The 25,331-nt window shown below is 63.9% G+C and carries 16 protein-coding genes and 1 pseudogene; 11 read left to right on the top strand and 6 right to left on the bottom strand.

Features of this window, described 5'->3' with window-relative positions; all coding sequences use genetic code 11:
- Nucleotides 1-50: 50 nt before the first annotated feature.
- A complete protein-coding gene (locus ISP15_RS04600; protein WP_404545584.1) occupies nt 51-1,631 on the top strand; it encodes a S10 family peptidase in 1,581 nt (526 codons plus the stop codon).
- 198 nt (nt 1,632-1,829) lie between these two features.
- Nucleotides 1,830-2,201, top strand: coding sequence for a nuclear transport factor 2 family protein (locus tag ISP15_RS04605; protein WP_404545586.1), 372 nt, complete (start codon nt 1,830-1,832; stop codon nt 2,199-2,201).
- Nucleotides 2,202-2,536: 335 nt separating this feature from the next.
- Here ISP15_RS04605 and ISP15_RS18610 read toward each other — a convergent pair whose 3' ends face one another.
- The 3 genes and pseudogenes from ISP15_RS18610 to ISP15_RS04615 all read right to left on the bottom strand — a co-directional run bounded on the left by ISP15_RS18610 (nt 2,537) and on the right by ISP15_RS04615 (nt 8,362).
- Nucleotides 2,537-4,033, bottom strand: coding sequence for an Lhr family helicase (locus ISP15_RS18610; protein WP_449757814.1), 1,497 nt, complete (start codon nt 4,031-4,033; stop codon nt 2,537-2,539).
- A gap of 219 nt (nt 4,034-4,252) precedes the next feature.
- A pseudogene (locus ISP15_RS18615) lies at nt 4,253-7,177 on the bottom strand (DEAD/DEAH box helicase); the annotation flags it as partial.
- Between the two features lie 375 nt (nt 7,178-7,552).
- Nucleotides 7,553-8,362, bottom strand: a complete 810-nt coding sequence (locus ISP15_RS04615; protein WP_404545589.1) for an AraC family transcriptional regulator — start codon at nt 8,360-8,362, stop codon at nt 7,553-7,555.
- Nucleotides 8,363-8,616: 254 nt separating this feature from the next.
- Here ISP15_RS04615 and ISP15_RS04620 point away from each other — a divergent pair, with 254 nt between their 5' ends.
- The 5 genes from ISP15_RS04620 to ISP15_RS04640 all read left to right on the top strand — a co-directional run bounded on the left by ISP15_RS04620 (nt 8,617) and on the right by ISP15_RS04640 (nt 13,836).
- A complete protein-coding gene (locus ISP15_RS04620; protein WP_404545590.1) occupies nt 8,617-8,874 on the top strand; it encodes a hypothetical protein in 258 nt (85 codons plus the stop codon).
- An 87-nt stretch (nt 8,875-8,961) separates the two neighbouring features.
- Nucleotides 8,962-9,420 (top strand): MarR family winged helix-turn-helix transcriptional regulator, encoded by a 459-nt coding sequence (locus tag ISP15_RS04625; protein WP_404545592.1) that lies wholly within the window; start codon nt 8,962-8,964, stop codon nt 9,418-9,420.
- Nucleotides 9,421-9,448: 28 nt separating this feature from the next.
- Nucleotides 9,449-10,903, top strand: a complete 1,455-nt coding sequence (locus tag ISP15_RS04630) for an efflux transporter outer membrane subunit (RefSeq protein ID WP_404545594.1) — start codon at nt 9,449-9,451, stop codon at nt 10,901-10,903.
- A 9-nt stretch (nt 10,904-10,912) separates the two neighbouring features.
- Nucleotides 10,913-12,103 (top strand): efflux RND transporter periplasmic adaptor subunit, encoded by a 1,191-nt coding sequence (locus tag ISP15_RS04635; RefSeq protein WP_404545596.1) that lies wholly within the window; start codon nt 10,913-10,915, stop codon nt 12,101-12,103.
- A 212-nt stretch (nt 12,104-12,315) separates the two neighbouring features.
- Nucleotides 12,316-13,836: a DHA2 family efflux MFS transporter permease subunit gene (locus ISP15_RS04640; protein ID WP_404545598.1), complete on the top strand. Its 1,521-nt coding sequence runs from the start codon at nt 12,316-12,318 to the stop codon at nt 13,834-13,836.
- A 77-nt stretch (nt 13,837-13,913) separates the two neighbouring features.
- On the opposite strand, the gene ISP15_RS04645 is transcribed toward ISP15_RS04640, so the two are convergent.
- On the bottom strand, nt 13,914-14,435 hold the full coding sequence (locus ISP15_RS04645; protein ID WP_404545600.1) for an acyloxyacyl hydrolase: 522 nt from the start codon (nt 14,433-14,435) through the stop codon (nt 13,914-13,916).
- Nucleotides 14,436-14,708: 273 nt separating this feature from the next.
- Nucleotides 14,709-15,635 (bottom strand): LysR substrate-binding domain-containing protein, encoded by a 927-nt coding sequence (locus ISP15_RS04650; RefSeq protein ID WP_404545602.1) that lies wholly within the window; start codon nt 15,633-15,635, stop codon nt 14,709-14,711.
- A 237-nt stretch (nt 15,636-15,872) separates the two neighbouring features.
- On the opposite strand from ISP15_RS04650, the gene ISP15_RS04655 reads away from it, so the two are divergent.
- From ISP15_RS04655 to ISP15_RS04670, 4 genes are all read left to right on the top strand, one after another.
- A complete protein-coding gene (locus tag ISP15_RS04655) occupies nt 15,873-19,067 on the top strand; it encodes an efflux RND transporter permease subunit (protein ID WP_404545603.1) in 3,195 nt (1,064 codons plus the stop codon).
- Nucleotides 19,057-20,247: an efflux RND transporter periplasmic adaptor subunit gene (locus tag ISP15_RS04660; protein ID WP_404545605.1), complete on the top strand. Its 1,191-nt coding sequence runs from the start codon at nt 19,057-19,059 to the stop codon at nt 20,245-20,247. The genes ISP15_RS04655 and ISP15_RS04660 overlap by 11 nt, the downstream gene beginning before the upstream one ends.
- Nucleotides 20,234-21,658, top strand: coding sequence for an efflux transporter outer membrane subunit (locus tag ISP15_RS04665; protein ID WP_404545607.1), 1,425 nt, complete (start codon nt 20,234-20,236; stop codon nt 21,656-21,658). Before ISP15_RS04660 ends, ISP15_RS04665 begins: the two co-directional genes overlap by 14 nt.
- Before the next feature lie 108 nt (nt 21,659-21,766).
- Nucleotides 21,767-21,940 (top strand): hypothetical protein, encoded by a 174-nt coding sequence (locus ISP15_RS04670; protein WP_404545609.1) that lies wholly within the window; start codon nt 21,767-21,769, stop codon nt 21,938-21,940.
- 47 nt (nt 21,941-21,987) lie between these two features.
- Here the strand turns inward: ISP15_RS04670 and ISP15_RS04675 are convergent, their stop codons facing one another.
- Nucleotides 21,988-25,035: a TonB-dependent receptor gene (locus tag ISP15_RS04675; protein WP_404545611.1), complete on the bottom strand. Its 3,048-nt coding sequence runs from the start codon at nt 25,033-25,035 to the stop codon at nt 21,988-21,990.
- Between the last annotated feature and the right edge of the window lie 296 nt (nt 25,036-25,331).

Raw genomic sequence — 25,331 nt, forward strand, 5'->3', positions numbered from 1 at the left:
CCCCTTCCTTGCGTACTCTGTGCGTTCGTGTCATTGGGGAACATCTGTCCATGCGCAAGCTTCCGCTCGCTATCGCCCTCGCCGTACTGCTGCTCGGCAATGCCGCCGCCGCCGACAAGCGGGACAAGACGCCTTCCGACGACGCGAAGCCGGAGACCGCACTGCTGCACCCGCAGGCATCGAGCAGCGAGGGTTCGGTATCCGTCGAAGGCAAGCGCATTGGCTACAAGGCGGTAGCCGGCACGATCGTGCTGCATGGCAAGGGCGATAAGGAGAACGAGCCCACCGTCAGCATGTTCTATGTTGCCTATTTCAAGAAAGGCGTGGCGTCGGACCAGCGCCCGATCACCTTCATCTACAACGGCGGCCCGGGTTCAGCCACGGTGTGGCTGCACATGGGGGCCTTCGGTCCGCGCCGCGTGGTCACCGCCGACGATAGCCATACCCCGGCCGCGCCCTACCAGCTGGTCAACAACGACTACAGCCTGCTCGATGCCTCGGACCTGGTCTTCATCGATGCACCCGGCGCGGGATTCAGCCGCCTGATCGCCGACGAGCCGGATCTAGCCAAGCGCGTGGAACAAATGGACGATCGCCGCAAGGAGATCTACAGCGTCGACGGCGATGGCCATGCGTTCGCACAGTTCATTACCCAATTCCTGTCGCGCTACGAGCGCTGGAACTCACCCAAATACCTGTTCGGCGAAAGCTACGGCACTACCCGTTCCGCGGTCCTGGCGAATGATCTGGAAAACGAAGATAGCGTCGACCTCAATGGTGTGATTCTGCTGTCGCAGATTCTCAACTTCGACACCAGCATCGATGGCCCCGAGCAGAATCCCGGCGTAGACCTGCCCTATGAACTGGCCTTGCCCACGTTCGCCGCCACCGCGTATTACCACCATCGCCTGCCGCAGCAGCCCGCGGCGCTGGAACCATTCCTGCAGGAAGTGGAACAGTTTGCGGCAGGCGACTACACGCAGGCTCTGATGGCCGGCTCGCGCCTGGACGACGCACGCAAGCAGGCGATTGCCGAAAAGATGCACCAATACACCGGCCTGCCTGTGGATTACCTGCTCAAGGCCGATCTGCGCGTCAGCGGCGGCATGTTCGAGCACGAACTATTGGGCGATACCGACGACACCACCGGTCGCCTGGACAGCCGCTTTTCCGGCCCTTCGCTCGATCCGCTGAGCAAGGAAGCCGAATACGATCCACAGTCCTCCGCGATCAGTTCGGCCTATATCGCGGCCTTCAATAATTACGTGCGCCAGGACTTGAAATACGGCCAGGGCCAGACCTACCGTGAATACGCCGATATCAAGGAATGGAATTTCAAGCACAACAACCACGATGGCGCCGTCAATGTAATGACCGACCTGGCGACCGCGATGAAAACCAATCCCAACCTGAAAGTTTTCCTCAATGGCGGCTACTACGATCTGGCCACCCCGTTCTTCGCGGCCGATTACGAAATGCACCACTTGCCCGTCCAGCCCGCGCTGATGAACAACATCAGCTACGCATGGTATCCATCCGGGCATATGGTGTACGCGCACGAGCAGTCGCTGAAGCTGTTGCACGACAACGTGGCGCGGTTCATCGAGCAGACTGACAACCTCAAGCACTAAGCCCCCCGGCAAGCGACGGCAACGCGCCGGCTCCTTCCTTGCTGGCGAAGGAACAGGTGGCGTTGCCCATACCGGCGGCGCAAGATCGTGCCGTCGCGCTTCGGCCGTTCGCGCAGGGCCGACGGACCGCCCAGGCAAGCATCGATCGCAACGAGGGCAGGCGCTATCCTTGCGCTCGTTCAAGGCGAGCGAACCCGGATGCGCACTCTCATCGACCGTTACATTGACGCATATAACCGCATGGATATCGAAGCCATGCTAGCCGCGGTGCATCGCGAAGTAATCTTCGAAAATTACACGGCAGGCACGCTCGGCATCCGCACCGTGGGCATCGACGAACTTCGTCACCTTGCCGAAAGCTCCCGCCACCTGTTTTCCTCGCGCCGGCAGACCGTCACCGGCTATAGCGAAGCCTCCGGCACCGCGCATGCGCAGATCCATTTCGAAGGAATTTTCGCCATCGACCTACCTAACGGCGTGCGCGCCGGCCAGAGCGTCGCCATGCATGGTCGCAGCGAATTTCGCGAGCGCGAAGGCAAGCTGATCTATATCGCCGACCATAGCGATTGAACGCATCGCTTCGGCTCGTCTAGCCTGACATGTCCGTCCGTTTCCAGTCGCGGATAGTCCGCTTCATATACTCGTCGAACAGCGGCACGGTGAACTCGGTATCGCCATGGGATGGGCTGTAGATCATTCCCTTTTTTATCAGGCCGTTGCGCAAAGGTGCAACGCTCGGCGGCGGGGCTCCGGCACCGGGAGAGAAGGGTTGAGAACAGGATCCATATCAAGGCTTCTTAGGGCAATTTATCCAGTTGTATCGAAAATTATATAAATTTAGATAACTTTCCTAAATATCGCTGTCCAGCATCTGGCGAGGCGGCGACGGGCACGCGCGTCCTGACTCAGCGCCGCACGTAGCTCACGTCGCTGGTACCGTCCGGCTCCGGCCGCCGCAGGAGCGCGTTGTACCAGCGGCGTTGCTGGACGAGGTCGCTGTCGAGCAGCCATTGCGGCTTGTTGGCGACCCAGGCGGCCACCGGCATGCCGTCTTCGTACAGCACGCGGGTGCCGGCCAGGGCGGGCAGGCGATCGCCGGCCAGCACGGTGCCGACCAGGTTGAGCGGATCGCTGCCGCTGAGGCAGATGCATTGCTGTTGCAGCGGCTGCTGGCGCACGCCGCGCAGCTGGCCGATGGCTTCAGGCAGCGCGAATTGCTCGCCGACCAGGCCTTCCACGAAGCGGCCGCCGCGGATTTCGCCGCGCGCTTCCAGGCGGTGATACACACGCAACAATTCGCGCCAGGACGGCAACCATGGGGCCTCACGCTCCAGCAATTTCCAGAACACCACGCCGTAGCGTCGCAACAGCACGCGGGCGATGTGTTCGATGGGCTCGTTGGCGTCTTCGGTTTTGTGGCCGGGGTTTTCTTGCGAGTTTGTCCGCTCGGCGCGCAAGAGCGCGGACGGAACCGGCTTGCGCACGAGCGACCAGCGACCCGCGTCCTCGATCTCACTGAGCGCATGCCGGCGCACGCGCCGATGACGCGGGGATTCGCGTTTCGCGGCAGGCGTAAGCAAGGCACGCAGGCCGGCGAAGCTGTCGGCGGTGACGCGGCCGGCCGAAACCAGTTCGCCGAGCGCATCTTCCAGCTCGGTGCGCAACAGGTGTGCGTCCTCGATCAGTTCATCGAAGAACAGGGCGCCGTGGGCCTGCAGCGCGTCGATCACCGCCTGTGCGCGCGAAGACAACAGGGTTTGCTGTTCCTGATTGCGATCGGCGACGGTGGTCCAGATGCCGGTCTGGCGACGCGGCAATAAAACGATCGGAGTGGCGCGCACCGGACCGTTGCTGCCGCCGCCACAACGCAGGCGATTCCAGCCGATGCGGCCGGCGCGGCACATTTCGTCCAGCCAGCGGCTGGAATAATCGGTGATGCGCGCACCAAGCAATTCGCTTTCCCAGGCACCGGCGGCGGCTTCGTAACCTTCGAGCTGCGTCAGCACGGCGGCGACCGAATCAGGGCCACTCAAGCGCGTGTTTGGCGTGGCGTGTTGCCAGTCGAGCAGGAAGCGCATCAGGTCGCGACGGCTGACGGGCTCGATTTCGCGACGCAAGCGGCCGATGGTGTAGCGATGGATGCGGGCGAGCAGATGCCGTTCGCACCATTCGGTGTCGACCGCGTCGGGCGTGAACCGGCCCTGCATGACATAGCCTTCGGATTGCAGGCGGAGCAGGGCCAGATCGATATCGGATCGGTCCACGCCGAGCGACGTGGCCAGCGTGTTCACGGTGATCGGGCCCATGCCGGTCAGCCGGCCGCGTACCAGTTCGAGCAGGGCGTCTTCGCGGGTCCAGGCTTGCGCGGCGAATTCGGCCGGCGCGCTGATGGCCGGTTGCATCGTCGCGTCGGCATGTACGGTTTGCCACAGCGGAAGCTTTTCGGCGCAGATCCATACGCCTCTGCCCTTGTTTGCTTGAGAAACACGCAGGTCCGCAGGACTGGATGAGGAGCCGGAGCCCCCATCCGTGCTGCTCGCGGGATTTGCCGAAGCGGCGGCGGCCCGGGCGCGGGAACCTTCATCCAGCTCCTCGCGCTGGCGCGAAGCGGGACTGAAAAGCGTGGCGCGCCGGGAGCCTGCCAGCTTGCCGAGCCAGTCGGCCCAGCCATCGTTTGCCGCGGCTTCTTCCATGCTGACGAACCCCAGCACGTTGAGCGCCTCGTGCATTTCATCCGCGCTGCGTACTTGCGGCCACGCTTCGGCGCGCACGGCAGCGATCGCGTCCGGATCAAGCTTGGCCAGATCGTCGGTATCCTCGATGCCGTTCCAGTGGCGCGTCTGCACGGCGCGCGTGCGGCGTTCCTCCAGCGGCGCATCGTCGAGGAAGGCGTAGGGAGCGGCATTGAGTATCTCGCTCGCCAGCGGGCTCGGCGCGGTGAGATCGCGCGCGACCACGGCAATGGCACCGGACTCCAGGCCCTTCAGTATCTCCAGCAGCCCATCCACGTCCATCGCTTCGCGCAAGCAGTCGTGCAAGGTCTGGTTGACCAGGGGATGATCGGGAATCTGCCGCTCGCCGGCAATGTTTTCCAGGCAGGCGACCTGATCGGGGAATACCGCGGCAAGCAGGTCTTCGCTCTTCATGCGCTGCAACGGTGCCGGTACTTTCTTGCCGCCGGCATAGCGTGGCAAGGCCAGCGCGGTGACCGCGTTCCAGCGCCAGCGCGCCGGAAACAGGGGTGCGTCGAGCAATGCCTGCACCAGCACGTGTTCGGCGCTGCCGCTATGCAGGTAGCGCGCGACTTCCTCCAGCGGAAAGCTATGGCTGGTGGAGAGCGAAAGCACGATCGCGTTTTCGGTGGCTGCCGCCTGCAATTCGAAATTGAACTGGCGACAGAAGCGCTTGCGCAAGGCGAGTCCCCAGGCGCGGTTGATGCGGCTGCCCCACGGCGTGTGGATCACCAACTGGGTGCCGCCGGATTCATCGAAGAAACGCTCGAACACCAAGGTGGATTGCGTGGGCAATACGCCCAGGGCGGCCTTGGCCTTGGCGAGGTACTCCACGATCTGCTGCGCAGCGGATTCGTTCAGGCCGAGCGTATCGCGCAGCCAGTCGAAGGCTGCCTGCACGCCTCCGGCGTCGATCTGCGCCACGATCTCTTCGCGCAGGCGCGATACGCCTAGCGACAACTCATTGCTGCGGCCCGGCGCCTCGCCGAGCCAGAAAGGAATGCTGGGCGGCGCACCCTGCGCATCTTCTACCCGCACGCGATCGCGCTCCACGCGCAGGATGCGATAGCTGGTGTTGCCGAGCTGGAAGATATCGCCGGCCATGCTTTCGACGGCGAAATCCTCGTTCACCGTACCGACGATGGTGGCTTGCGGTTCCAGCACTACCAGGTAGTCGGCGGTATCCGGAATGGTGCCGCCGGAGGTGACCGCCGTGAGCCGCGCGCCGCGTCGTGCGCGCAATTCGTGATGCACCGCGTCGCGATGCACATACGCGGCACGCGCGCCGCGGCGCGTGGTGAAGCCGTCGGCCAGCATGCGCAGGATCGCGGTGAACTGCTCGCGCGCCAGCGTGCGATAGGAATAGGCGCGGCGCACCAGTTCGAACAATGCGTCTTCATTCCATTCCGCGCACGCTACTTCCGCGACGATCTGCTGGGCCAGCACATCGAGCGGCTGCGGCGGTTGCACCAGCGCGTCGAGTTCGCCGCGGCGCACGCAGTCGAGCAGTGCGGCACATTCGATCAGGTCGTCGCGGCTGCTCGGGAACAGTCGCGCCTTCGGGGTGCCGTTGACCGCGTGGCCGGAGCGGCCCGCGCGTTGCAGGAAGGCGGCGATCGAGCGCGGCGAGGACAACTGGCAGACCAGGTCCACGTCACCGATATCGATGCCCAGTTCCAGCGATGCGGTGGCGATCAATACCTTCAGCTCGCCGCGCTTCAGGCGCTGCTCGGCCTCCAGTCGCTGCTCCTTGGCGAGACTGCCGTGGTGCGCGGCGACGGCTTCGTGGCCCAGGCGCTCGGACAGGTGTCGCGCCACGCGCTCGGCCATGCGCCGCGTGTTGACGAACACCAGCGTGGTGCGATGTTGCTCGACCAGCTGCGCGATCTGGTTATAGACCAGTTCCCAACAGTCATTGGACATCACCGCTTCGAGCGCCACCGGCGGCACTTCGATGCCGAGGTCGCGGGCGCGCGTGTGGCCGACGTCGATAATGGTGCAGGCGGTTGTCTTCTGCGTGGCCGACGGCGGTTCGCAGATGGGACTGGCAAAAAGGTCCGCTGTCGTGGGACGCGCTTCGGAAGCCGCTTCCCGCGAGGTCGACCCTTCGCCCCGGCTTTCTTCCCGCAGGGGCGAGGGCGCCAGGCCTTCGCCCTGCCCTACCAGGAATTTCGCGACATCCTCGATCGGCTTCTGCGTGGCCGACAGGCCAATGCGTAGCAAAGGCCGCTGGCACAATGCCTCGAGCCGTTCGAGTGTCAGCGACAGGTGCGCGCCGCGCTTGCTGGCGGCGACCGCATGGATTTCGTCGACGATCACGCTGCGCACGCGCTTGAGCATCTCGCGCCCGGACAACGAACCCATCAACACGTACAGCGATTCGGGCGTGGTCACCAAGATGTGCGGCGGCGCCTTGCGCATCAGGTTGCGCTCGGCCTGCGGCGTGTCGCCGGTGCGCACGGCGGTGCGGATCGGCGCATCCGGCAGGCCGAGCTTTTCCAGCTCCGCGCGAATGCCTTCCAGCGGGGCTTCAAGGTTGATGTGGATGTCGTTGGACAGCGCTTTCAGTGGCGATACGTACACCACGCGCGTTTCGTCCGGCAAAACGCCACCGCGTGCCACCGCTTCGCACACCAGGGCATCGATGGCGGCGAGGAAAGCGGTCAACGTCTTGCCCGAGCCGGTCGGTGCCGCCACCAGCGTGTGCTGCCCCGCCCTGATCGCCGGCCACGCGGCCGCCTGCGCGGAGGTTGGCGCAGGAAACGTGGCCTGGAACCACGCAGCAACGGCGGGATGGAAATCGGAGAGCGGCATCGTCGGGGGCCCGCAGGAAGGCGGGTGCGGTTCGTCGATCATACATAGGGCCTGGTGGCGGCGCGGTAAAGGCCTGCCGTGGCCGCCGGCGTTCCGCTGCGCCGATCGTAGGCATGCTCCGGGGTCGAGGTCTCAAAGGCTGAGATGCCAGCGTGCTCATCGCCCGACTAGCACCGGGCGAACGGCAAGCGGCCTGCTTGCGGATGGCGTCCCGCGCCGCCGGCCATGGCGTGTCGGTCGCTGGTTCGGCATTTCTGCAAAACGCCCGACACGTGGGGTGTCTGACGGGGTAGTCAGGTGCCGGTTTATTGGAATTGGCCTTGCCGACCGGCCCTTCTGCCTCGAACGCGCGCCGCGGCGGGCAGTCAGTGATCCCTAAGCCGCCCGCTGGCCGAAATAACGCGCCGGCGGATGACCGAAACAGCGTCGGAACATGGCGATGAAGGCGCTGGTGCTGGCATAGCCGAGGCTGTCCGCGATGGCCGCGACGGGAACGCCGTCGGCCAGTTGCTCCAGTCCCTTGCTCAGGCGTGCCTGCTGGCGCCATTGCGCAAAGCTCAATGCCGTTTCGGCGCGGAACAGCCGGCTGAGGCTGCGCGCCGACAGGCCGGCCCAGGCCGCCCATTCCTCCAGCCCGCGGTTGTCTTGCGGTTGTTCCAGCACGGCGCGTGCGATGCGCTGCAGGCGGCGATCGATCGGCATCGGCAGGTGCAATGGCTCGTGCGGGGCGTGCCGCATCTCATCCAGCAGCACGGCCATGACGCGCTCCTGGCGTTCGTCCAATTGCTCGTTCCACGCCCATGAATTGGCGCGATGGACCAGTTCGCGCATCATGGCGTTCACGCCGATCACGCAAGGATGGTCGGGCAGGCATCGACTGATTTCTGGCGTCAGGAATACGCCCCAGCCGCGCATGACGCCGCTGAGCGTGACGGTATGCATTTCGCCCGGCGGCATCCAGCCGGCGCGATGCGGCGGCAGCAGCCATGAGCCGCGCGCGGTGTGGACATGGACCAGGCCGCTTTCCACGCACCAGAACTGTCCCCGCACGTGACTGTGCCAATCGTAGTTATGCGTGTCCTGGCTGTATTCGCCGGTGGCCTCGCCCTCGCTCCAGTACGCCACCACCGGCGGGCCATCGGTGCGCTCGATGAATTCGTAAAACTCCTGCTTGGAACGCGCCATGGCCGGTTCTCGCTATTTTTTGACCAAATAACGTTATCAGCTTGCGCGCCGCTTTACCTAAGCTTTTGCGTTACCTGGTCATTGCACCGGGCTTCCATGCCGCTGCCGCCGCTCGCGGTTGTCCCAGCCAGTCCGGATAGAGGGCCGCGCCAGATCGCGGCCCGGCACTGGCAAGCCACGTCTGTCACGCTCATTCGTTCGTTCCAAGAGCGATATCACGGCTATCCGGCAACGCTAATAAGAAAGGAAAGGCTATGTCCCCGATCCAACTGGTTTCTGTTAAACCCGATGTTTCCAGGTCGCCGCTGGAGACCTTCGTCGCCTGTGCCCACCAGATGCTTGACCCGGCGACGCCCGAGCCGGTGCGGCGGGCCATGGAGCCGCGCCTGCTTGCGCAACTGCCGGCATTGCGAGCGCTGGGCGTCTTCGATTTGTTCGACGTGCGCGATCCAGCCTTGCGCGCCTGGCTCGAGGATGAGCTGGCCGAGCTGGTCGCCATGGGCCGGCAATAATTCATTTCTGTCCATTTGCTGGAACAATAGGTGTCTGAATTATATTTGCCTTGACAAATATACCGGCGGCCATAGAATAGCGCTCCCATGACCCTCGGACCCCTCATTACCCCCACCAGCCAGGAAAGCCTTGGCGTGCTCATCGGCCTGGTTCGCGCGGAACTCGTGCGCGGCCTCGAGGCGGAAATCGCCAGCAAGGGACTGGACCTGCGCTTTACCCAGTTCCTGATCCTCAAGCGCCTGGCGACGCTGGGTCCGATGACGGCGACCGAACTGGCCCGGGCAGTGGAACTGGATGGCGGCGCCATGACGCGCCAGCTCGACCAGCTGGAGGGCAGGGGCTATCTGCGCCGCCGCCCGCACGAACAGGACCGGCGCGCCTTGCGCATCGAGCTTACCGACGAAGGCAACGCGCAGTGGCAGCAACTGACCGGATGCAACGAGCGCGTGCTGCAGGCGGCGCAACGTTCGTTGAGCGATAGCGAACGAGCATGCCTGCACGATTACCTGGAGCGTGTGTTGTATGCGCTTCGAGACAAGCATTGATCCATTTCAACTTCGAGACCTGAAAGCCATGCGTCTGCATATTCTTGCGGCTGCTATCGGACTGACGCTTGCCCTGGCTGGCTGCGCCAGCAGCGGTGGCCTGCATCCGAACGGCACGTCGATCGATCCGTCTTCGCTCAAGGCCGACCGCAGCCTGGCGAACCTGCAGGTGTCCGCCGCGGCGTGGCCGAAAAGCGATTGGTGGACCGGCCTGGGCGATCCCCAGCTCGATGCATTGATCGCCGAGGCGTTGCACGACAACCCGAGCCTGGCCGTGGCCGATGCACGGGCGCGCGGGGCCCAGGCTGCCGCGGGCGCCGCGGAGGCGGCGCGCCAGCCGAGCGCCGGCGTCGGCGCCAGCGTGGCCGAAGCGAGTATTCCCACCTCCATTCCCGCGCTGGGTACGGGCCACGTCGCGGCAGCCAAGTACGTCTACGGCAGTTTCAAGTGGGACCTGGACCTGTGGGGCGGCCAGCGCGCCGCGTGGGAAGCCGCGCTTGGCCAGCTGCGCGCGGCGCAGGTGGACGCGCAAGCCGCACGTATCGAGCTGTCCACCAATGTCGCGCGCGCCTATGTGCAGCTCGGTTATGCCTATGCGCAGCAAGATGTCGCGCAGGATGAACTGAAGCGCGCCAGCGAAGCGCGCGACCTGACCCGCCAGCGTGTCGCCGCCGGCATCGATAACCGGATGCAGCTCAGGCAGAGCGATTCGGAAGTCGCCAGCGCGGAAGGGCAAAAAGCCCAGGCCGATCGCGCCATCGACGCCGCCCGTTCGGCCCTGGCGGTACTGCTTGGCAAAGGGCCGGATCGCGGGCTCGACATTGCTCGTCCACGATTGCTGCCGCCGGGCATGTTGACGGTGCCGGCAAACGTGCCAGTGGAGCTGATCGGCCATCGTGCCGACCTGGTCGCCGCACGCTGGCGCGTGGAAGCTTCATCCAAGGACATCAACGCGGCCAAGACCCAGTTCTTGCCCAACGTGAACCTGGGCGCGATGGTCGGCCTGATCGGTCTGGGTGGCGGCAACCTGTTCGAGTTACCGAACCGCTTCTACGAAGTGGCGCCGGCCGTGAGCCTGCCGATCTTCGATGGCGGTCGCCGCCGCGCCAACCTCGAAAGCAAGGACGCGCAATACGACCTGGCGGTGGCGCAATACAACCAGACGCTGGTGTCGGCGATCAACGAGATATCCGACGACTACGACGCCATCCACTCGCTACAGCAGCAGGTCGACGCGCAGCAGCGCGCGCTCGATGCGGCGCATGATGCATGGATACTGGCCGGGCAGCGCTACAAGGCCGGCATCGGCAACTACCTGGAAGCGCTCAGCGTGCGCCAGGAGCTGCTGCTCGCCGAGCAGCGCATGGCCGCGCTGCATGCACAACAGTCGGATCTGAACGTGCAACTGATCCAGGCGCTCGGCGGCGGCTTCCGTCCGCAGGCCGACGTCGAACTTTCCTCTACCGATCATTCCCATTCCTGAGGCAGCATCATGTCCAGTCCCAATCCCCAACCCGCCGACTCCCCCGTCGTGCAGGCGCCGCCGGCGAACAATCGGCGCGGTTTCCTGCTGCGGCTGCTGGCGGTGGTCCTTGTTCTGGCCGCCATCGCGTGGACGCTGTGGTACTTCCTTGACGGCCGCTGGTACGAAAGTACCGACGATGCCTACGTCAACGGCAACATCGTGCAGATCACGCCGCGCATTGCCGGCACCGTGATCAGCATCGGCGCGGACGATGGCGACTTCGTCAAGCAGGGCGACGTGATGGTGCAGCTCGACAAGTCCGATGCCGACGTCGAATTGCAGCGCGCTGCCGCCAATCTCGCCAATACGGTGCGTCGCGTGCGCGGCTTGTACAGCACCGTCTCCGGCGCGCAGGCGCAGGTCGCGGTCGAGAAGGTGGCGTTGCAGAAGGCCCAGGCCGACTACAACCGCCGTCGCGATCTGGCCAAGTCCGGGGCGATTTCCGCCGAAGAACTGTCGCATGCGCAAGATGCACTGACCACGGCGCAGAGTGCATTGACCACCTCGCAGCAACAGTTGCAAACCAACCAGGTGTTGGTGGACGACACCGTGGTCGCCTCGCATCCGGATGTGAAAGCGGCGGCCGCGCAATACCGCGCGGCATACCTGGACGATGTGCGCACCACCATGATCGCGCCGGTCACCGGCTACGTGGCCAAGCGCACCGTGCAGGTCGGCCAGCGCGTGCAGCCGGGTGCAGCCTTGATGGCGGTAGTGCCGTTGCACGAGGTATGGGTGGACGCCAACTTCAAGGAAACCCAGCTCACCCAGATGCGGATCGGCCAGCCGGTGGAAATCAGCGCCGACGTCTATGGCGGCGCGGTGAAATACAAGGGCAAGGTGCAGAGCCTGGGCGTAGGCACCGGCAGCGCGTTCTCGCTGCTGCCGGCGCAGAACGCCACCGGCAACTGGATCAAGATCGTGCAGCGCATTCCGGTGCGCGTGGTGTTCACCGACGTCTCGCAGCTCGACAAATACCCGTTGCGCATCGGCATGTCGCTCGATACCGAAGTGAGCCTGCATGACCAGAACGGCCCGATGCTCTCGCAAACGCCGCGCACCCAACCGCTGTTCAGCACCGACATCTACAACCATCAGCTGGAAGCGGCCAACAAGCAGATCGAACAGATCATCCATACGAACATGGGTGGGCATTGAGTTTCGCTCCCGCTCCCGCACTTGCGGCTTCCTCCCGTCGAGTGGGGAAGCCGCAAGGCAGGCCAGGTGCGGCGAGACGCTCGTACTCGCGACTTCTGGCCCACAGCGCAGCGCAGCGGACATGACTACTTCTCCTGCCTTTCCACGAGCATCCATCCCCTCACCCCAGCCCTCTCCCCGGAGGGGAGAGGGGGTAACGGTCAGGTAACGCCATGAACACCCATTTTCGTCCACCCAACCTGGTCCTTGCGACGATCGGCCTGTCGCTGGCCACGTTCATGCAGGTGCTGGACACCACCATCGCCAACGTGTCGCTGCCGACCATCGCCGGCAACCTCGGCGTGAGCCAGGACCAGAGCACCTGGGTGATCACCTCGTTCGCGGTGAGCAACGCCATCGCGCTGCCGCTTACCGGCTTCCTCACCCGCCGCTTCGGCGAGGTGAAGTTGTTCATGTGGGCGACGGTGTTGTTCTCCATGGCATCGTTCCTGTGCGGCATTGCGCAGAGCATGAGCATGCTGATCGTGTTCCGCACCATCCAGGGTGCGGTGGCCGGTCCGATGTATCCGATTACGCAAGCGCTGCTGATCTCCATTTATCCACCCGCCAAACGAAGCATGGCGCTGGCGCTGCTGGCGATGGTCACGGTGGTCGCGCCGATCGCCGGCCCGATTCTCGGCGGCTGGATCACGGACAACTATTCCTGGCCGTGGATCTTCTTTATCAACGTACCGATCGGCATCTTCGCCAGCATGGTGGTGGGCAACCAGATGCGCCTGCGCGAAGTGGTCACGCAGCGGCCGAAGATCGACTACGTGGGCCTGATTACCCTGGTGGTCGGAGTCGGTGCGTTGCAGGTAGTACTGGACAAGGGCAACGACGAGGACTGGTTCAACTCCACCTTCATCATCATCACCGCGATCATCTCTGCTATCGCCATCGTGATCTTCCTGATCTGGGAGCTGACCGACAAGGATCCGATCGTCGATCTCAAGCTGTTCCGCCATCGCAACTTCCGCATGGGCACGATTGCGCTGGTGCTGGCCTACGCATCCTTTTTCGCGATCGGCCTGCTGGTGCCGCAATGGCTGCAGTTGAACCTGGGCTACACCGCCACCTGGGCCGGTTTTGCGACCGCGCCATTGGGCGTGTTGCCGGTGCTGCTGACCTTCATCGTCGGCAAGTACGCCACGCGATTCGACTTGCGCCTGCTTACCAGCGGTGCCTTCGTGGTCATGGGCATTACCTGCTTCCTGCGTTCGGACTTCTATATCGGCATCGACTTCGAGCACGTGGCCCTGGTGCAATTGCTGCAAGGCCTGGGCGTGGCGTTCTTCTTCATGCCGGTCACGACCATCCTGCTATCGGACCTGCAGCCGCATGAAATCGCCGCAGGCGGTGGCCTCGCCACGTTCCTGCGCACCGTCGGCGCCAGCTTCTCGGCCTCGCTCACCACGTTCCTGTGGCAGCACCGCGGCATCCTGCACCATGCCCAGTTGACCGAGCAGATCACGCCCTACAATCCCACCGTGCAGCAGGCGATGAGCCAGACAAGTGATTCGCAGACAGCCATGGCCATGCTGAATCAGACGATCACGCTGCAAGGCTTGCAGATCTCCTTCAACGAAGTGTTCCACATGCTGGGCTGGGTGTTCCTGTCGCTGATCGTGGTGATCTGGATGGCCAAGCCGCCGTTTGCGGCAAAGGCCAGCGCGAGCGCGGGTGGACATTGACGCTTGGCCGACTTTGAAAACGACAACGGCCCCGAATGGGGCCGTTGCTTTGTGGCATGGCGTAATGCGGCCCGGGATCAGAACGCAACGCCAGCCACCACCATCGTCTCGCCACGGTTCGGCTCGTGAAAACTGCCGTTGGAGATATGGCGGATGCCGAGGCTCCAATGGTTGCCCTGGTAGCCGAGCGTACTGACGAATTCATAGCTGCTGCTCAGTGCCTGCGTGCGTCCGGTGTGCAGGGCAGGCTGGAAGCTGAAGAAGAAGGGCTGGTACCACGCATTGGCCGGGCCGTAATGCAGGCGCACGCCGCCGGCGAGCAGCCAGACATTTTCGCGGGTGGTATAGCGATCGGCGTTGTAGCGTGCAAGGTTGCGGCCATCGATCCAGCCACCGGTGACGTCCGGTGCCCAGGTGAAATTGCTGCTGCCGATGGCGTGATCGTCAAAGATCACCTCGCCGAATGCTACGGGCGTGCTGTAGCTATCCATGTAGCTGACGCCGCCTTGCAGTTCGAAACGGGCGGCCATGGCGGGGAGAACCGGTAAAGCAAACATCAGCGCGGCGATGAAGCCGCGGGTGAGAGGATGCATGCGCATTCGGATTACCTATGGGGATAGGGATATGAAGTTTATGTACTTATAAGTTTACAAATGATCAAGGCTGATGACTAGCCAAATTTGGGGTGCTTTTTGCAACTCATCGTTGCTCCGAAGCAATGTGCGAGGAAAGGACAGCGAGGCGTAAGCGAACGCTGGCACGAGACGCCTCATTAGCATGTCCATGGCACGTATTCCTGCGGTGATCGCCGCTTGCCGGCGCCGGTTTGCAGGATTGCGAGTGCGTTGGGAGCGGCGGTAAGCGGGGCCGTTTCAGGTCGCCGTGCCTTGCGTATTCTTGCTCGCCAGGCACTGCGCGATTTCCAGGAACGCATGCACCATCGGATCGTTCGCGTCATCGCGGTAGATCGCCCACACCGCGGTGGCGGCTTCCATATCGACCACCGGCCGGTACACCACGTTTTCCACCATCATGCGTTGCACCGAACCCGGCAATACCGCCACGCCGAAGCCACCGGAGATCAATCCGATGATGGTGGGCAGTTCGCGTACCTCATAGAGGATGCGCGGGCTGAAGCCGGCCTTCGTGCAGAGCGCGATCACTTCGTCGTAGAGGCGCATGCCCAGATTGCGCTGGTAAAAGATGAAGTCGTCGTCTGCCAGTTCGCGGATATCGATCGGACCTGGCGTGGCCGCCAGCGGGTTGCTGGAATGCATGACCACGGTCAGCGAATCCTTGAACAGTTCGATCGCCTTGATGCCACGCGGCAGTGCCTCCGGACGGATCACGCCGACATCCAGCACGCCTTGTTCCAGCGCATCGATCTGATGCGAGGTGGCCATTTCATGGATCAACAGGCGGACATTCGGCAAGCGCTCGCGGAATCGAGCCAGCACGCGCGGCACCACTACCGTGAACGGCCCCGACGATACCAGCCCCAGGTGCAGTTCGCCCAGTTCGCCGCGTTGCGAGCGTGCTACCGATTCGGCCGCGCGTTCGGCTTGTGTCAGTATGCCGCGCGCCCGCGGCAACAAGGTGTTGCCTGCGGTGCTCAGGGCGATGCCCCGGCCCTTGCGCTCGAACAGCTTGGCACCCAGGCGCTGTTCGAGCGCATGGATCTGCTGGCTGAGCGGCGGCTGGGAAATACCCAGGCGCTCGGCGGCGCGGCCAAAGTGCAGCTCGTCGGCGACCGCGACGAAATACTTCAAGTGCCGAAGCTCCAGATATTCATTCGTCATGCGTATCAAGCCATTCGCCATGCTGTATCGATCTTAGCAAGTCGTAGAACTAACCTTCACATCTGGTTGGCGCCGGTCCCCAGGTGCCGGCCGTCCGTCGTAACCGGAATTTGCATGTAAGCGGAGCAGGCGCCCCCAAGGCGCGCTCGTGCTGCCTCGGTGCGCTGCATGAACGCCATCCACGGGCATGCAGCACGAGGCGTGCGTGTTCCGCCCCCATCTCTGGAGTACATCCACATGTTGAGGATTGTGCGGCTTGCGCTGGAGCGGCCTTATACATTCGTCGTCCTTGCGCTACTGATCCTGATCGTCGGACCGCTGGCCGCGCTGCGCACGCCCACCGATATCTTTCCGGACATCAAGATCCCGGTGATCGCGGTGGTATGGCAGTACACCGGCCTGCCGCCGGACCAGATGGCGGGGCGCATTGCCTCGCCGTTCGAGCGCGTGCTGACCACCACGGTCAACGACGTCGAACACATCGAAGCCAAGTCCATCGCCGGCTTCGGCATCATCAAGATCTTCTTCCAGCCGACCGTCAACATCGCCACCGCCAATGCGCAGGTCACGGCGGTGTCGCAGACCCTGCTCAAGCAGTTGCCGCCCGGCATCACGCCGCCGCTGATCCTCAATTACAACGCTTCTACCGTGCCGATCCTGCAGCTGGCGCTGTCGGGCGAGGGCCTGAGCGAGCAGAACCTGGGCGACCTGGGCTTGAACATCCTGCGCCCGCAACTGGTCTCGGTGGCCGGCGCGGCGATTCCCTATCCTTACGGCGGCAAAACCCGCCAGGTGCAGATCGACGTCGATTCGGCCGCGTTGCAGGCGCGTGGACTGTCCGCGCAGGACGTGGCCAATGCCTTGGCTGCACAAAACCTGATCGTTCCGGTCGGCACGCAAAAGATCGGCACATTCGAATACACGTTGAACCTCAACAATTCGCCGGACGAGATCGACGAACTGGGCAACCTGCCGATCAAGCAGGTCAACGGCACCACCATCTACATCCGCGATGTGGCGCACGTGCGCGACGGCGCGCCGCCGCAGACCAATATCGTGCACGTGGACGGCCACCGCTCCGTGCTGCTGAGCGTGTTGAAGAACGGCTCGGCCTCCACCCTGGCGATCGTCGCCGGCATCAAGCAGCGCCTGGCTGACAGCAAGGGCATCCTGCCGGACAACCTCAAGGTCACGCCGATCGGCGACCAATCGCTGTTCGTGCGCGCGGCGATCAGCGGCGTGGCGCGCGAGGGCGTGATCGCCGCGGCGCTGACCAGCCTGATGATCCTGTTGTTCCTGGGCAGCTGGCGCTCGACGGTGATCATCGCGGTGTCGATCCCGCTCGCCATTCTCGGCGCGATCGCGCTGCTGTCCGCGTTCGGCGAAACGCTCAACATCATGACGCTGGGCGGCTTGGCGCTGGCGGTAGGCATCCTGGTCGACGACGCCACGGTCACCATCGAGAACATCAACTGGCATCTGGAACACGGCAAGGACGTGGAAACCTCGATCCTGGACGGGGCGCGCCAGATCGTGACGCCGGCGTTCGTATCGCTGCTGTGCATCTGCATCGTGTTCGTGCCCATGTTCTTCCTGGAGGGCGTCGCGCGCTTCCTGTTCGTGCCAATGGCCGAAGCGGTGATGTTCGCCATGATCTGCTCGTTCATCCTCTCGCGCACGCTGGTGCCGACGATGTCCAAGTACCTTTTGAAGCCGCACGCGCCGCATGTCGACGAGCACGGCGATCACCTCGCGCAGCCGCCATCGCGCAATCCGCTGGTGCGTTTCCAGCGCGCGTTCGAGCTGCGCTTCGAGCGCGTTCGCGCGATCTACCACGGCATGCTCGACTTGGCGTTGAGCCACCGCCGGCCGTTCGTGATCGGGTTCCTGGCGTTCGTGCTCGTTTCCTTCCTGCTGGTGCCGTTCCTGGGCCGCAACTTCTTTCCGGAAGTGGATGGCGGGCAGATCCTGATGCACGTGCGCGCGCAGGTCGGCACGCGCGTGGAAGATACCGCCAACCTGTTCAACCGGATCGAGCAGACCGTGCGGCGCGTCATACCCGCCGATGAGCTGGGCACCGTGGTCGACAACATCGGCCTGTCCAACAGCGGTATCAACACCACCTACAACAACACCGGCCTGGTCGGCGAGCAGGACGGCGATATCCAGATCGCACTCAACGAAGGCCACCGCCCCACGGCCGAGTACGTGCGCAAGTTGCGTGAGCTGCTGCCGCGCGAATATCCCGGCGTCACGTTCTCGTTCCCGCCGGCGGACATCGTCAGCCAGATCCTCAACTTCGGCTCGCCGGCGCCGATCGACCTGCAGATCCGTGGCCCGAACCTGGCAGTGAACTTCGCTTATGCCGATACCCTGCTGGGACGGATCAGGCAGATCCCTGGCGTGGTCGATGCGCGCATCCAGGAATCGCAGGCCAATCCCGCGTTCGACGTCAACGTCGATCGCACGCAGGCCCAATTGCTGGGCATCACCGAACGCGACATCACCAATAGCCTGGTGGTGAACCTGGCCGGTTCCAGCCAGGTGGCGCCCACGTTCTGGCTCAACCCGGCCAATGGCGTGTCGTATCCGATCGTGATGCAGACGCCGCAGTACGCGCTCGACAGCCTCGCGCAATTGCGCAACCTGCCGATCAACGGCAGCAATGGACAGGCCCAGGTGCTGGGTGGCCTGGTGACGCTCCGGCGCGACAACACCAACGCGGTGATCGACCAGTACGATATCCAGTCGGTAGTGCAGATCTACGCCGCCACGCAGGATCGTGACCTGGGCGCGGTGGCGGCGGACGTACAGAAAGTGATCGACAGCACCGCCAAACAACAGCCCAAGGGTTCGCACGTGGTGCTGCTGGGCCAGGTGCAGACCATGAACAGCGCCTTCTCCGGCCTGCTGTTCGGCCTGCTCGGCGCGGTGGTACTGATCTATCTGCTGATCGTGGTGAACTTCCAGTCCTGGAGCGATCCGTTCGTGATCATCACCGCGCTGCCCGCCGCCCTGGCCGGCATTGTGTGGATGCTGTTCGCCACGCATACGCCGCTGTCGGTGCCGGCCCTGACCGGCGCCATCATGTGCATGGGCGTGGCCACCGCCAATTCGATCCTGGTGGTGAGTTTCTGTCGCGAGCGCCTGGCCGAACACGGCAATGCCGCCGTCGCGGCACTTGAAGCTGGCTTCACGCGCTTTCGTCCCGTCTGCATGACGGCGCTGGCGATGATCATCGGCATGGCGCCGATGGCGCTCGGCCTGGGCGAGGGCGGCGAGCAGAACGCACCGCTCGGCCGCGCGGTGATCGGCGGCCTCATCTTCGCAACCTGCGCCACCCTGCTATTCGTGCCGGTGGTGTTCAGCATCATCCATGCGCGTCACAGCCATGCTCCGAAAGCAGCGGGAGAACCCAGCTATGTCGTCTGAAGCAACTACCCAACCCATCCAGCAGCTCTCCCGCCGTGGATTGCGGCTGGCCGGCCTGGTCGTGGCCGTCGTGCTCGTGGCCGTGGTCGCGACCGGCCTGGTCACGCGCGCTACGCAAGCCAGCAGCCTCAAGTCCTGGACGCAGGAACAGGCGGTTCCCACCGTCAAGATCATCATGCCCGAGCCTGGCAAGAGCGGGCCGGTGCTGGATCTTCCCGGCCGCCTGGAAGCCTATATCCGCGCACCGATCTACGCCCAGGTCGGCGGCTATCTCAAAGACTGGAAAACCGATATCGGCACACCGGTGAAAGCCGGCCAGCTGCTCGGCGAAATCTCCACGCCGGAAATCGACCAGCAACTGCTGCAGGCGCGTGCCGACCTGGCCAGCGCGAAGGCCAATGCCGACCTGGCCGGCATCACCGCCAAGCGCTGGCAGGCCATGCTCGGCAGCGATTCGGTCGCGCAGCAGGACGTGGACCAGCGCACCGGCGACTACGCCGCCAAGGTCGCGTTGATGAAGGCCGCGCAGGCCAATGTCGATCGCCTGGAAGCGACCAAGGCGTTCGCGCGCATCGTCGCGCCGTTCGATGGCGTGGTCACCGCGCGCGATACCGATGTCGGCGCGCTGATCAACGCAGGCGGCGGCACCGGTCCTGAACTCTTCGTGGTATCGGATACGCACAAGCTGCGCGTCTACGTGCAGGTACCGCAGAGCTATGGTCCGTCGATCCATCCAGGCAGCGGCGCTGTGCTGGTGGTGCCGGAGTATCCGGGGCGCGAATTCCATGCGCAGGTGGTCGCCTCGGCCAACGCGATCAATGCCGTCTCCGGCACCACGCTGGTACAGCTGCAGGTCGATAACGCGGACGGCAAACTGATGCCGGGCAGCTTCGCGCATGTGCACTTCAACCTGCCGGTCGATGCCACCGCGCTGCGCGTGCCGGCCAGCGCACTGATCTTCGACAACGCGGGCCTGCGGGTCGCCACGGTTGGCGCTGGCGACAAGGTGGCGTTCAAGAAAGTAAGCATCCTGTACGACTACGGCAAGACGGTCGAAATCGGCAGCGGCCTCAGCCCCGGCGATCACGTGATCGACAGCCCGCCGGACGGCATCCAGGATGGCGACACGGTGAAGATCGCAAGTAACGACGATGCGGCCAAGCTCCATGAAAAAGCTTGAGTCAACACTTGCTTTGCTGATCGCCGCCGCGCTGGGTGGCTGTTCGCTGGCGCCCGCCTACAAGGCGCCGGCCACACCGCAGGCGCCGGCGTATCGCAACGTCGGTCCATGGGTCGCGGCGCAGCCGTCCGATCAGCTGCCGCGCGACCATTGGTGGCAACTCTATGGCGACGCCGACCTCGATCGACTGCAGGTGAAGTTGCTGGCTGACAACGCCACGCTGGCCGCGGCGCTGGCGCATTACACGCAGGCGCAAGCGTTCAGTGCCCAGGCACGTTCGGAACTGTTCCCGCAGATCGGTGCGGGCGCCACGGGTACACGCCAACGGCAGTCCCGGACCGCCGCGACGCGCGACGCCAGTGCGGGCGATGTTTACGACAACTACAGCGTCGGCCTGCAGGGCAGCTATGAGGTCGATCTGTGGGGTAGCGTGCGCAACACCGTTACCGAGGGCCGCGACAATGCGCTGGCCGCCAAGGCGGATCTCGCTTCCGCACAACTGAGCTTGCAGGCCGAGCTTGCCGACAGCTATATGCAGCTGCGCGGCATCGATCAGCAAATGGCACTTTTGCAGCAAACCATCCAGGCCTACGAAAAAGCGCTGAAACTTACCCGGACACTGCATGCCGGTGGCATCGTTTCCGGCCTGGACGTGTCGCGTGCGCAAACGCAATTGTCCGACGCGCGCTCGCAATGGTCGCAATCGGCGGCACAACGCGCGTTAATCCAGGACCTCATCGCGGTACTGGTAGGGGAGAATGCGTCCGACTTCAGCCTGCCCACGCAAACGGCGGCGATTCCCCTGCCGGTAGTGCCGGTCGGCGTGCCGTCGACGCTGTTACAGCGCCGTCCGGATATCGCCGCGGCCGAACGGCGTGTCGCGGCGGACAACGCGGGTATCGGGGTCGCGCGTGCGGCGTGGTTTCCGTCGCTGACACTTGCCGCGCAAGGTGGCTTCCAGAGCGGGGGGTGGGCCAATCTGGTCACCGCTCCAAACCGTTTTTGGGCGCTCGGCCCGGAACTGGCCCTGGACGTGTTCGATGGCGGTTATCGCAAGGCCACCATCGAAGCGGCCAAAGCCAAGATGGATGAAGCGGGCGCCACCTATCGCGGCGTCGTGCTCGGCGCCTTCCAGCAGGTGCAGGACAATCTGGCCTTGCTCGATCACCTGGGTACGGCCAGCACCAACCAGCAAGATGCATCGGATGCCGCGCAGCACGCGCTGGCGCTATCGATGACGCAATACAAGCATGGCGCGGTGAGCTATCTGGACGTCGTGCAGGCGCAAACGGTGGCATTGCAGGAACAACGCGGCCTGCTGCAACTGAACACCCAGCGCTTGCGCGCCAGCGTGCAATTGATTCGCGCGCTGGGCGGCGGCTGGGCGGCCGGACAGCTGGCGCGCGAATAGGCGCAGCATGGCGTCTAGCGTGTGGCGGCTATCCGTTTCCGCCGCAACGGGGAGCTTCCGCTGCACGCAGCGGGCGGCGACAATGGCCGCGTCAACCAGGAACCAGGCATGAGCAACCAGAGCGTCGACACCGAGATCAACCCAACGACGGGGATGCCCGCATCGCCCGCCGGCATGCATCGTCCGCATCATGACGCCGTGGATACCGCCGATATAGCGGCGCATGACGAAGTACTGCACGACGCGGCCTTGCGCGAATCCATGGTGCGCATGCCGCGCTGAGCCGATAGCCGGCTGGCCCATGCGCGGCCGGCCGGAACCGGTCAGGCTCAGTGCCTGCTATTGAAGGTCCAGTCCGCCTGCAACATCACTTCGCGTCCGTAGATGTTGTAGTTCTCGTTATTGAAATACGGATAGCTGACAAAGGTGGGATCGTTGGGCGGCATCTTGTTGGCGATATTGTTGACCAGGAACGACAGCTCCAGCTGGCGCATGAGGCGATAACCCACGCTGCCATTGAAGGTGATCCACGGCGAAAGCCGTCCGGCGCCCGGGTAGCCCGCGCCGTCGTTCGAGGCGATGAAATTCGGCGAGGGGCCGTAGCGGTGCCCATACAGCGTGGCGGTCCATTGTTCATCAGGGCCGGTCCAGGTCAGGCTGCCGCTGACGATGCTCTTGAACTCGTCGCTGTACTGCGGATCGGCCAGTTGATTGATCGGCAGCTCTCCGGGCGCCATTTGATAAGCGTGCTTGAGCATGTCGGCATAATCGAGCTGCACGATGACGCTGCCGAGCCACGTTGGCGCAAAGCGATAGCGTGCGCTGCCGAGCACCGAACTGGTTTCCTCGTTGGATAGATTCGCGTAATACGTGGTGACGCCGGTGATCGGTCCATCGATGTTCGCACGCTGCACTTGGCCGCTGACCGGATGGATGATCGCCTGGCACGCGGCTGAATCGGGATCGAGCTGGCCCAGCAGGCATTGCGCGTCGGTACGCATCAGCAGATCCAGGCTCTGCTGCACGACTTCGTTTTGGATCGCGATATGCAGGTAATCGACGCTCAGGTCCAATTGATCCAGTGGCGACCATACCGTGCCCAGCGTCCAGCTCTCCGCGACCGTCGGTTGCAGGTCGGGATTGGCCAGCGAAGTGCCCTTGACTCCGTACTGATAAGCGGTAGCGCAATTGCTGCCGTGCGCCATCGCGCAGGCGTAATAGTCGACCACGGTGGTGTAGTAGTCGGTGGGCCCGAGAAAGATGGACGCCAGGTCCGGCGCCTTGAACGACGTCGTGTAGTTGCCACGCAGCAGCAGATGATCGAGCGGATGGTATTCAAGGCCGATCTTGTAGGTGAATTTATGATTGTCGCTGCCTCGGTCGAGCGCATAGTGGTCGTAGCGCCCGGACAGATCCAGGGCCAATGTTTTCCATAGCGGCAGGTTCCATTCGAATGCGGTAGCGGTATGTGCGCGCTGGCCGCCGCCGCCGGTCGCGGCATGCTCGAACACGGCGTCTTGCATGTACAGCGGATTGAGCGGTTCATACCAGGCTTCATTGCCGCCCTCGAGCAGGGCGGCGAAACCGGCGTCGCCGCCGGGCAGGGCGAACAGCGAGGCGTCGCTGAGGGTGGCGCGGGTATCGTTGATCCAGGTATTGCTGAATTCGCCGACTCCTTGCATGAAGCTCGCATATTGCGCCGGCGCCAGCGGCTGGAAAAACGCTTTGTAGTCGGGGTTGTACAGGTTGAAGCCGGTGCCGGGATCGACGCCGACGACTGGCCCGAGCACGCGGCTGAAGTACGCATCGATGTTGGCGCTGAGCGCCAGCGGCTCCACCACTTCGGTACGATCGCCGCTGCGCAGGTAGTAGATATCCCAGTTCCAGCCCGAATCGCCCCACTGGCCGTTTGCGCCCAGATCGGCCTGGTAAAGCAGATCGTCCTGCCGATACATCTGGCCAGCCACGCCTTCGGGCATTTCCTCTGGCGCGAAGAATTTTTCGGGATAAAGAATATGCCCGGTCGCGGCATCTTCGATGGCGCCCTGCGGCAGGTCGTCGGCGAACCAGTCCGGCACGCCCGGATACCAGCGCTGCTCCTGCCAGTTCACCATCGCGTCGGCATACAGCCGAACGCGCTCGGTAACTCTGTCGTCGAGTTTCAGCATGCCGCTGTAGCCGCGATTCTGGTTGCTGTAGGTCGTATAGCCGTCCAAGCGCTGCGAGCCGCAATAGAGGCCGGGCGGACTGGTGCTGTGGACCTGCGTGGTGCTGCCTCCGAAAAGACCACTGGCGCAGCCATCCGGCGGGGCGAGGTAACCCAGCGGATAACCGGTAAACGTGCTGGCCGTGCCGTAATCGAGGATGCCCGCCTGCACGCTCGCCGGCGCCGTCCCGCCCGGGCCGGAATCGGTGCCGACCGTCAGTGGACGCTGATAACCCCAGATCGGCGATGCGTTGTCGAACTCCGCCGCGGCCATGAGCCTGAAATTTTTCCAAGCATGGCCATATACCGCGCTGAAGCGCTGGTTCGCGCCACCGCCATCCGAATAATTGCCGGTACGCATCGAAACATCGCCGCCGTTCCAATCGTGCCGCGTGACGATATTGATCACGCCGCCGATCGCCTGCGAGCCGTAGATCGACGATGCCCCGCCCGGCATGATGTCGATATGGTCGACCATGGCGATCGGCAGGTTGGCGACATTGGTGACATTCACGGTGCTGTTGTAAAGCCGGCCGAAATCGGCAATCGGCTTGCCATCGACCAGGATCAGCGTGAACTGTGGGCTGAGTCCGAACAGGCTGACCGGTTGCGCGCCCTGGGTAAACGAGCCCGATACCTGCGGGCCTTGCACCGAGCCGGTGGCCAATACGGAATTCTGCAGGGCCTCGGCGACACTGTTGAAACCGCGCGCCTTGATTTCCGCCGCCGTGATGGTCGACGTAGGTGTCGCGGCCTGGATCTGGGCATTGCCGATCAGCGAACCGCTGACGTTAACCGGATCCAGCGTTCGCGGCGCTTCCGGCGCACGTTTGATAACCGGTGCCGACAATGAGGCTGGCGTGGGTACCAGGATGAACGTGGAAGCATTCACCGCCTTCCAGCTCAAGCCGGTGCCGCTGAGCAACCGGCGCAATGCTTCTTGCGCGGTAAAACGCCCGGCGATGCCATGCGTGTTTTTGCCGGCGGCCAATGGCGGCGAATACACGATTTGCAGATCGCTTTGCATGGCCAGCGCATCCAAGGCATCACGCAAATTGCCCGCCGCGATCGAATAGGTTTTTACCGCGGGAGAGGCCGCGGCTGCGGCGGCCATGGCAAACATCAGGCCCGCGCCAAGCCACGGCACGACCAGCGGAACCAGGCGCGCCATGGCATGACCAAACAAGCTGCCGGGCATGCCTGGGCAGCACGCGGTGCGACGGGAAGGGGTCCGCAAGGACTTTCCCCGGGAACCTCCTTGCATGGCTGTCTTCGGCCTCCCCAACTATCCCTTGAGCGCGAATCTGCACCAGTCCGGACGACACCTGGACTGATGGATCATAGGGCAGCACAAGACCTCCGTAGTGCCCGAATACGCATAACGAAAGCGGATTGGCAGTGGAATCCAGGTGTACGCCAGGATCAGGCTTCCTGCTGCCTGCGATGAAAGGCCTGTGCAGAAAAAAC

It is taken from the genome of Dyella jejuensis (genome assembly GCF_044904675.1).
GTDB classification, from domain to species: domain Bacteria; phylum Pseudomonadota; class Gammaproteobacteria; order Xanthomonadales; family Rhodanobacteraceae; genus Dyella_B; species Dyella_B jejuensis.

What these genes read in the sequence shown, in the direction of transcription:
- ISP15_RS04660 (WP_404545605.1), top strand. Translation starts at nt 19,057, where the DNA reads ATGTCGTCTGAAGCAACTACCCAACCCATCCAGCAGCTCTCCCGCCGT.
- ISP15_RS18610 (WP_449757814.1), bottom strand. Translation starts at nt 4,033, where the DNA reads ATGCAACCGGCCATCAGCGCGCCGGCCGAATTCGCCGCGCAAGCCTGG.
- ISP15_RS04670 (WP_404545609.1), top strand. Translation starts at nt 21,767, where the DNA reads ATGAGCAACCAGAGCGTCGACACCGAGATCAACCCAACGACGGGGATG.
- ISP15_RS04625 (WP_404545592.1), top strand. Translation starts at nt 8,962, where the DNA reads ATGACCCTCGGACCCCTCATTACCCCCACCAGCCAGGAAAGCCTTGGC.
- ISP15_RS04615 (WP_404545589.1), bottom strand. Translation starts at nt 8,362, where the DNA reads ATGGCGCGTTCCAAGCAGGAGTTTTACGAATTCATCGAGCGCACCGAT.
- ISP15_RS04635 (WP_404545596.1), top strand. Translation starts at nt 10,913, where the DNA reads ATGTCCAGTCCCAATCCCCAACCCGCCGACTCCCCCGTCGTGCAGGCG.
- ISP15_RS04630 (WP_404545594.1), top strand. Translation starts at nt 9,449, where the DNA reads ATGCGTCTGCATATTCTTGCGGCTGCTATCGGACTGACGCTTGCCCTG.
- ISP15_RS04605 (WP_404545586.1), top strand. Translation starts at nt 1,830, where the DNA reads ATGCGCACTCTCATCGACCGTTACATTGACGCATATAACCGCATGGAT.
- ISP15_RS04665 (WP_404545607.1), top strand. Translation starts at nt 20,234, where the DNA reads ATGAAAAAGCTTGAGTCAACACTTGCTTTGCTGATCGCCGCCGCGCTG.
- ISP15_RS04650 (WP_404545602.1), bottom strand. Translation starts at nt 15,635, where the DNA reads ATGACGAATGAATATCTGGAGCTTCGGCACTTGAAGTATTTCGTCGCG.
- ISP15_RS04620 (WP_404545590.1), top strand. Translation starts at nt 8,617, where the DNA reads ATGTCCCCGATCCAACTGGTTTCTGTTAAACCCGATGTTTCCAGGTCG.
- ISP15_RS04655 (WP_404545603.1), top strand. Translation starts at nt 15,873, where the DNA reads ATGTTGAGGATTGTGCGGCTTGCGCTGGAGCGGCCTTATACATTCGTC.
- ISP15_RS04600 (WP_404545584.1), top strand. Translation starts at nt 51, where the DNA reads ATGCGCAAGCTTCCGCTCGCTATCGCCCTCGCCGTACTGCTGCTCGGC.
- ISP15_RS04645 (WP_404545600.1), bottom strand. Translation starts at nt 14,435, where the DNA reads ATGCGCATGCATCCTCTCACCCGCGGCTTCATCGCCGCGCTGATGTTT.
- ISP15_RS04675 (WP_404545611.1), bottom strand. Translation starts at nt 25,035, where the DNA reads ATGGCGCGCCTGGTTCCGCTGGTCGTGCCGTGGCTTGGCGCGGGCCTG.
- ISP15_RS04640 (WP_404545598.1), top strand. Translation starts at nt 12,316, where the DNA reads ATGAACACCCATTTTCGTCCACCCAACCTGGTCCTTGCGACGATCGGC.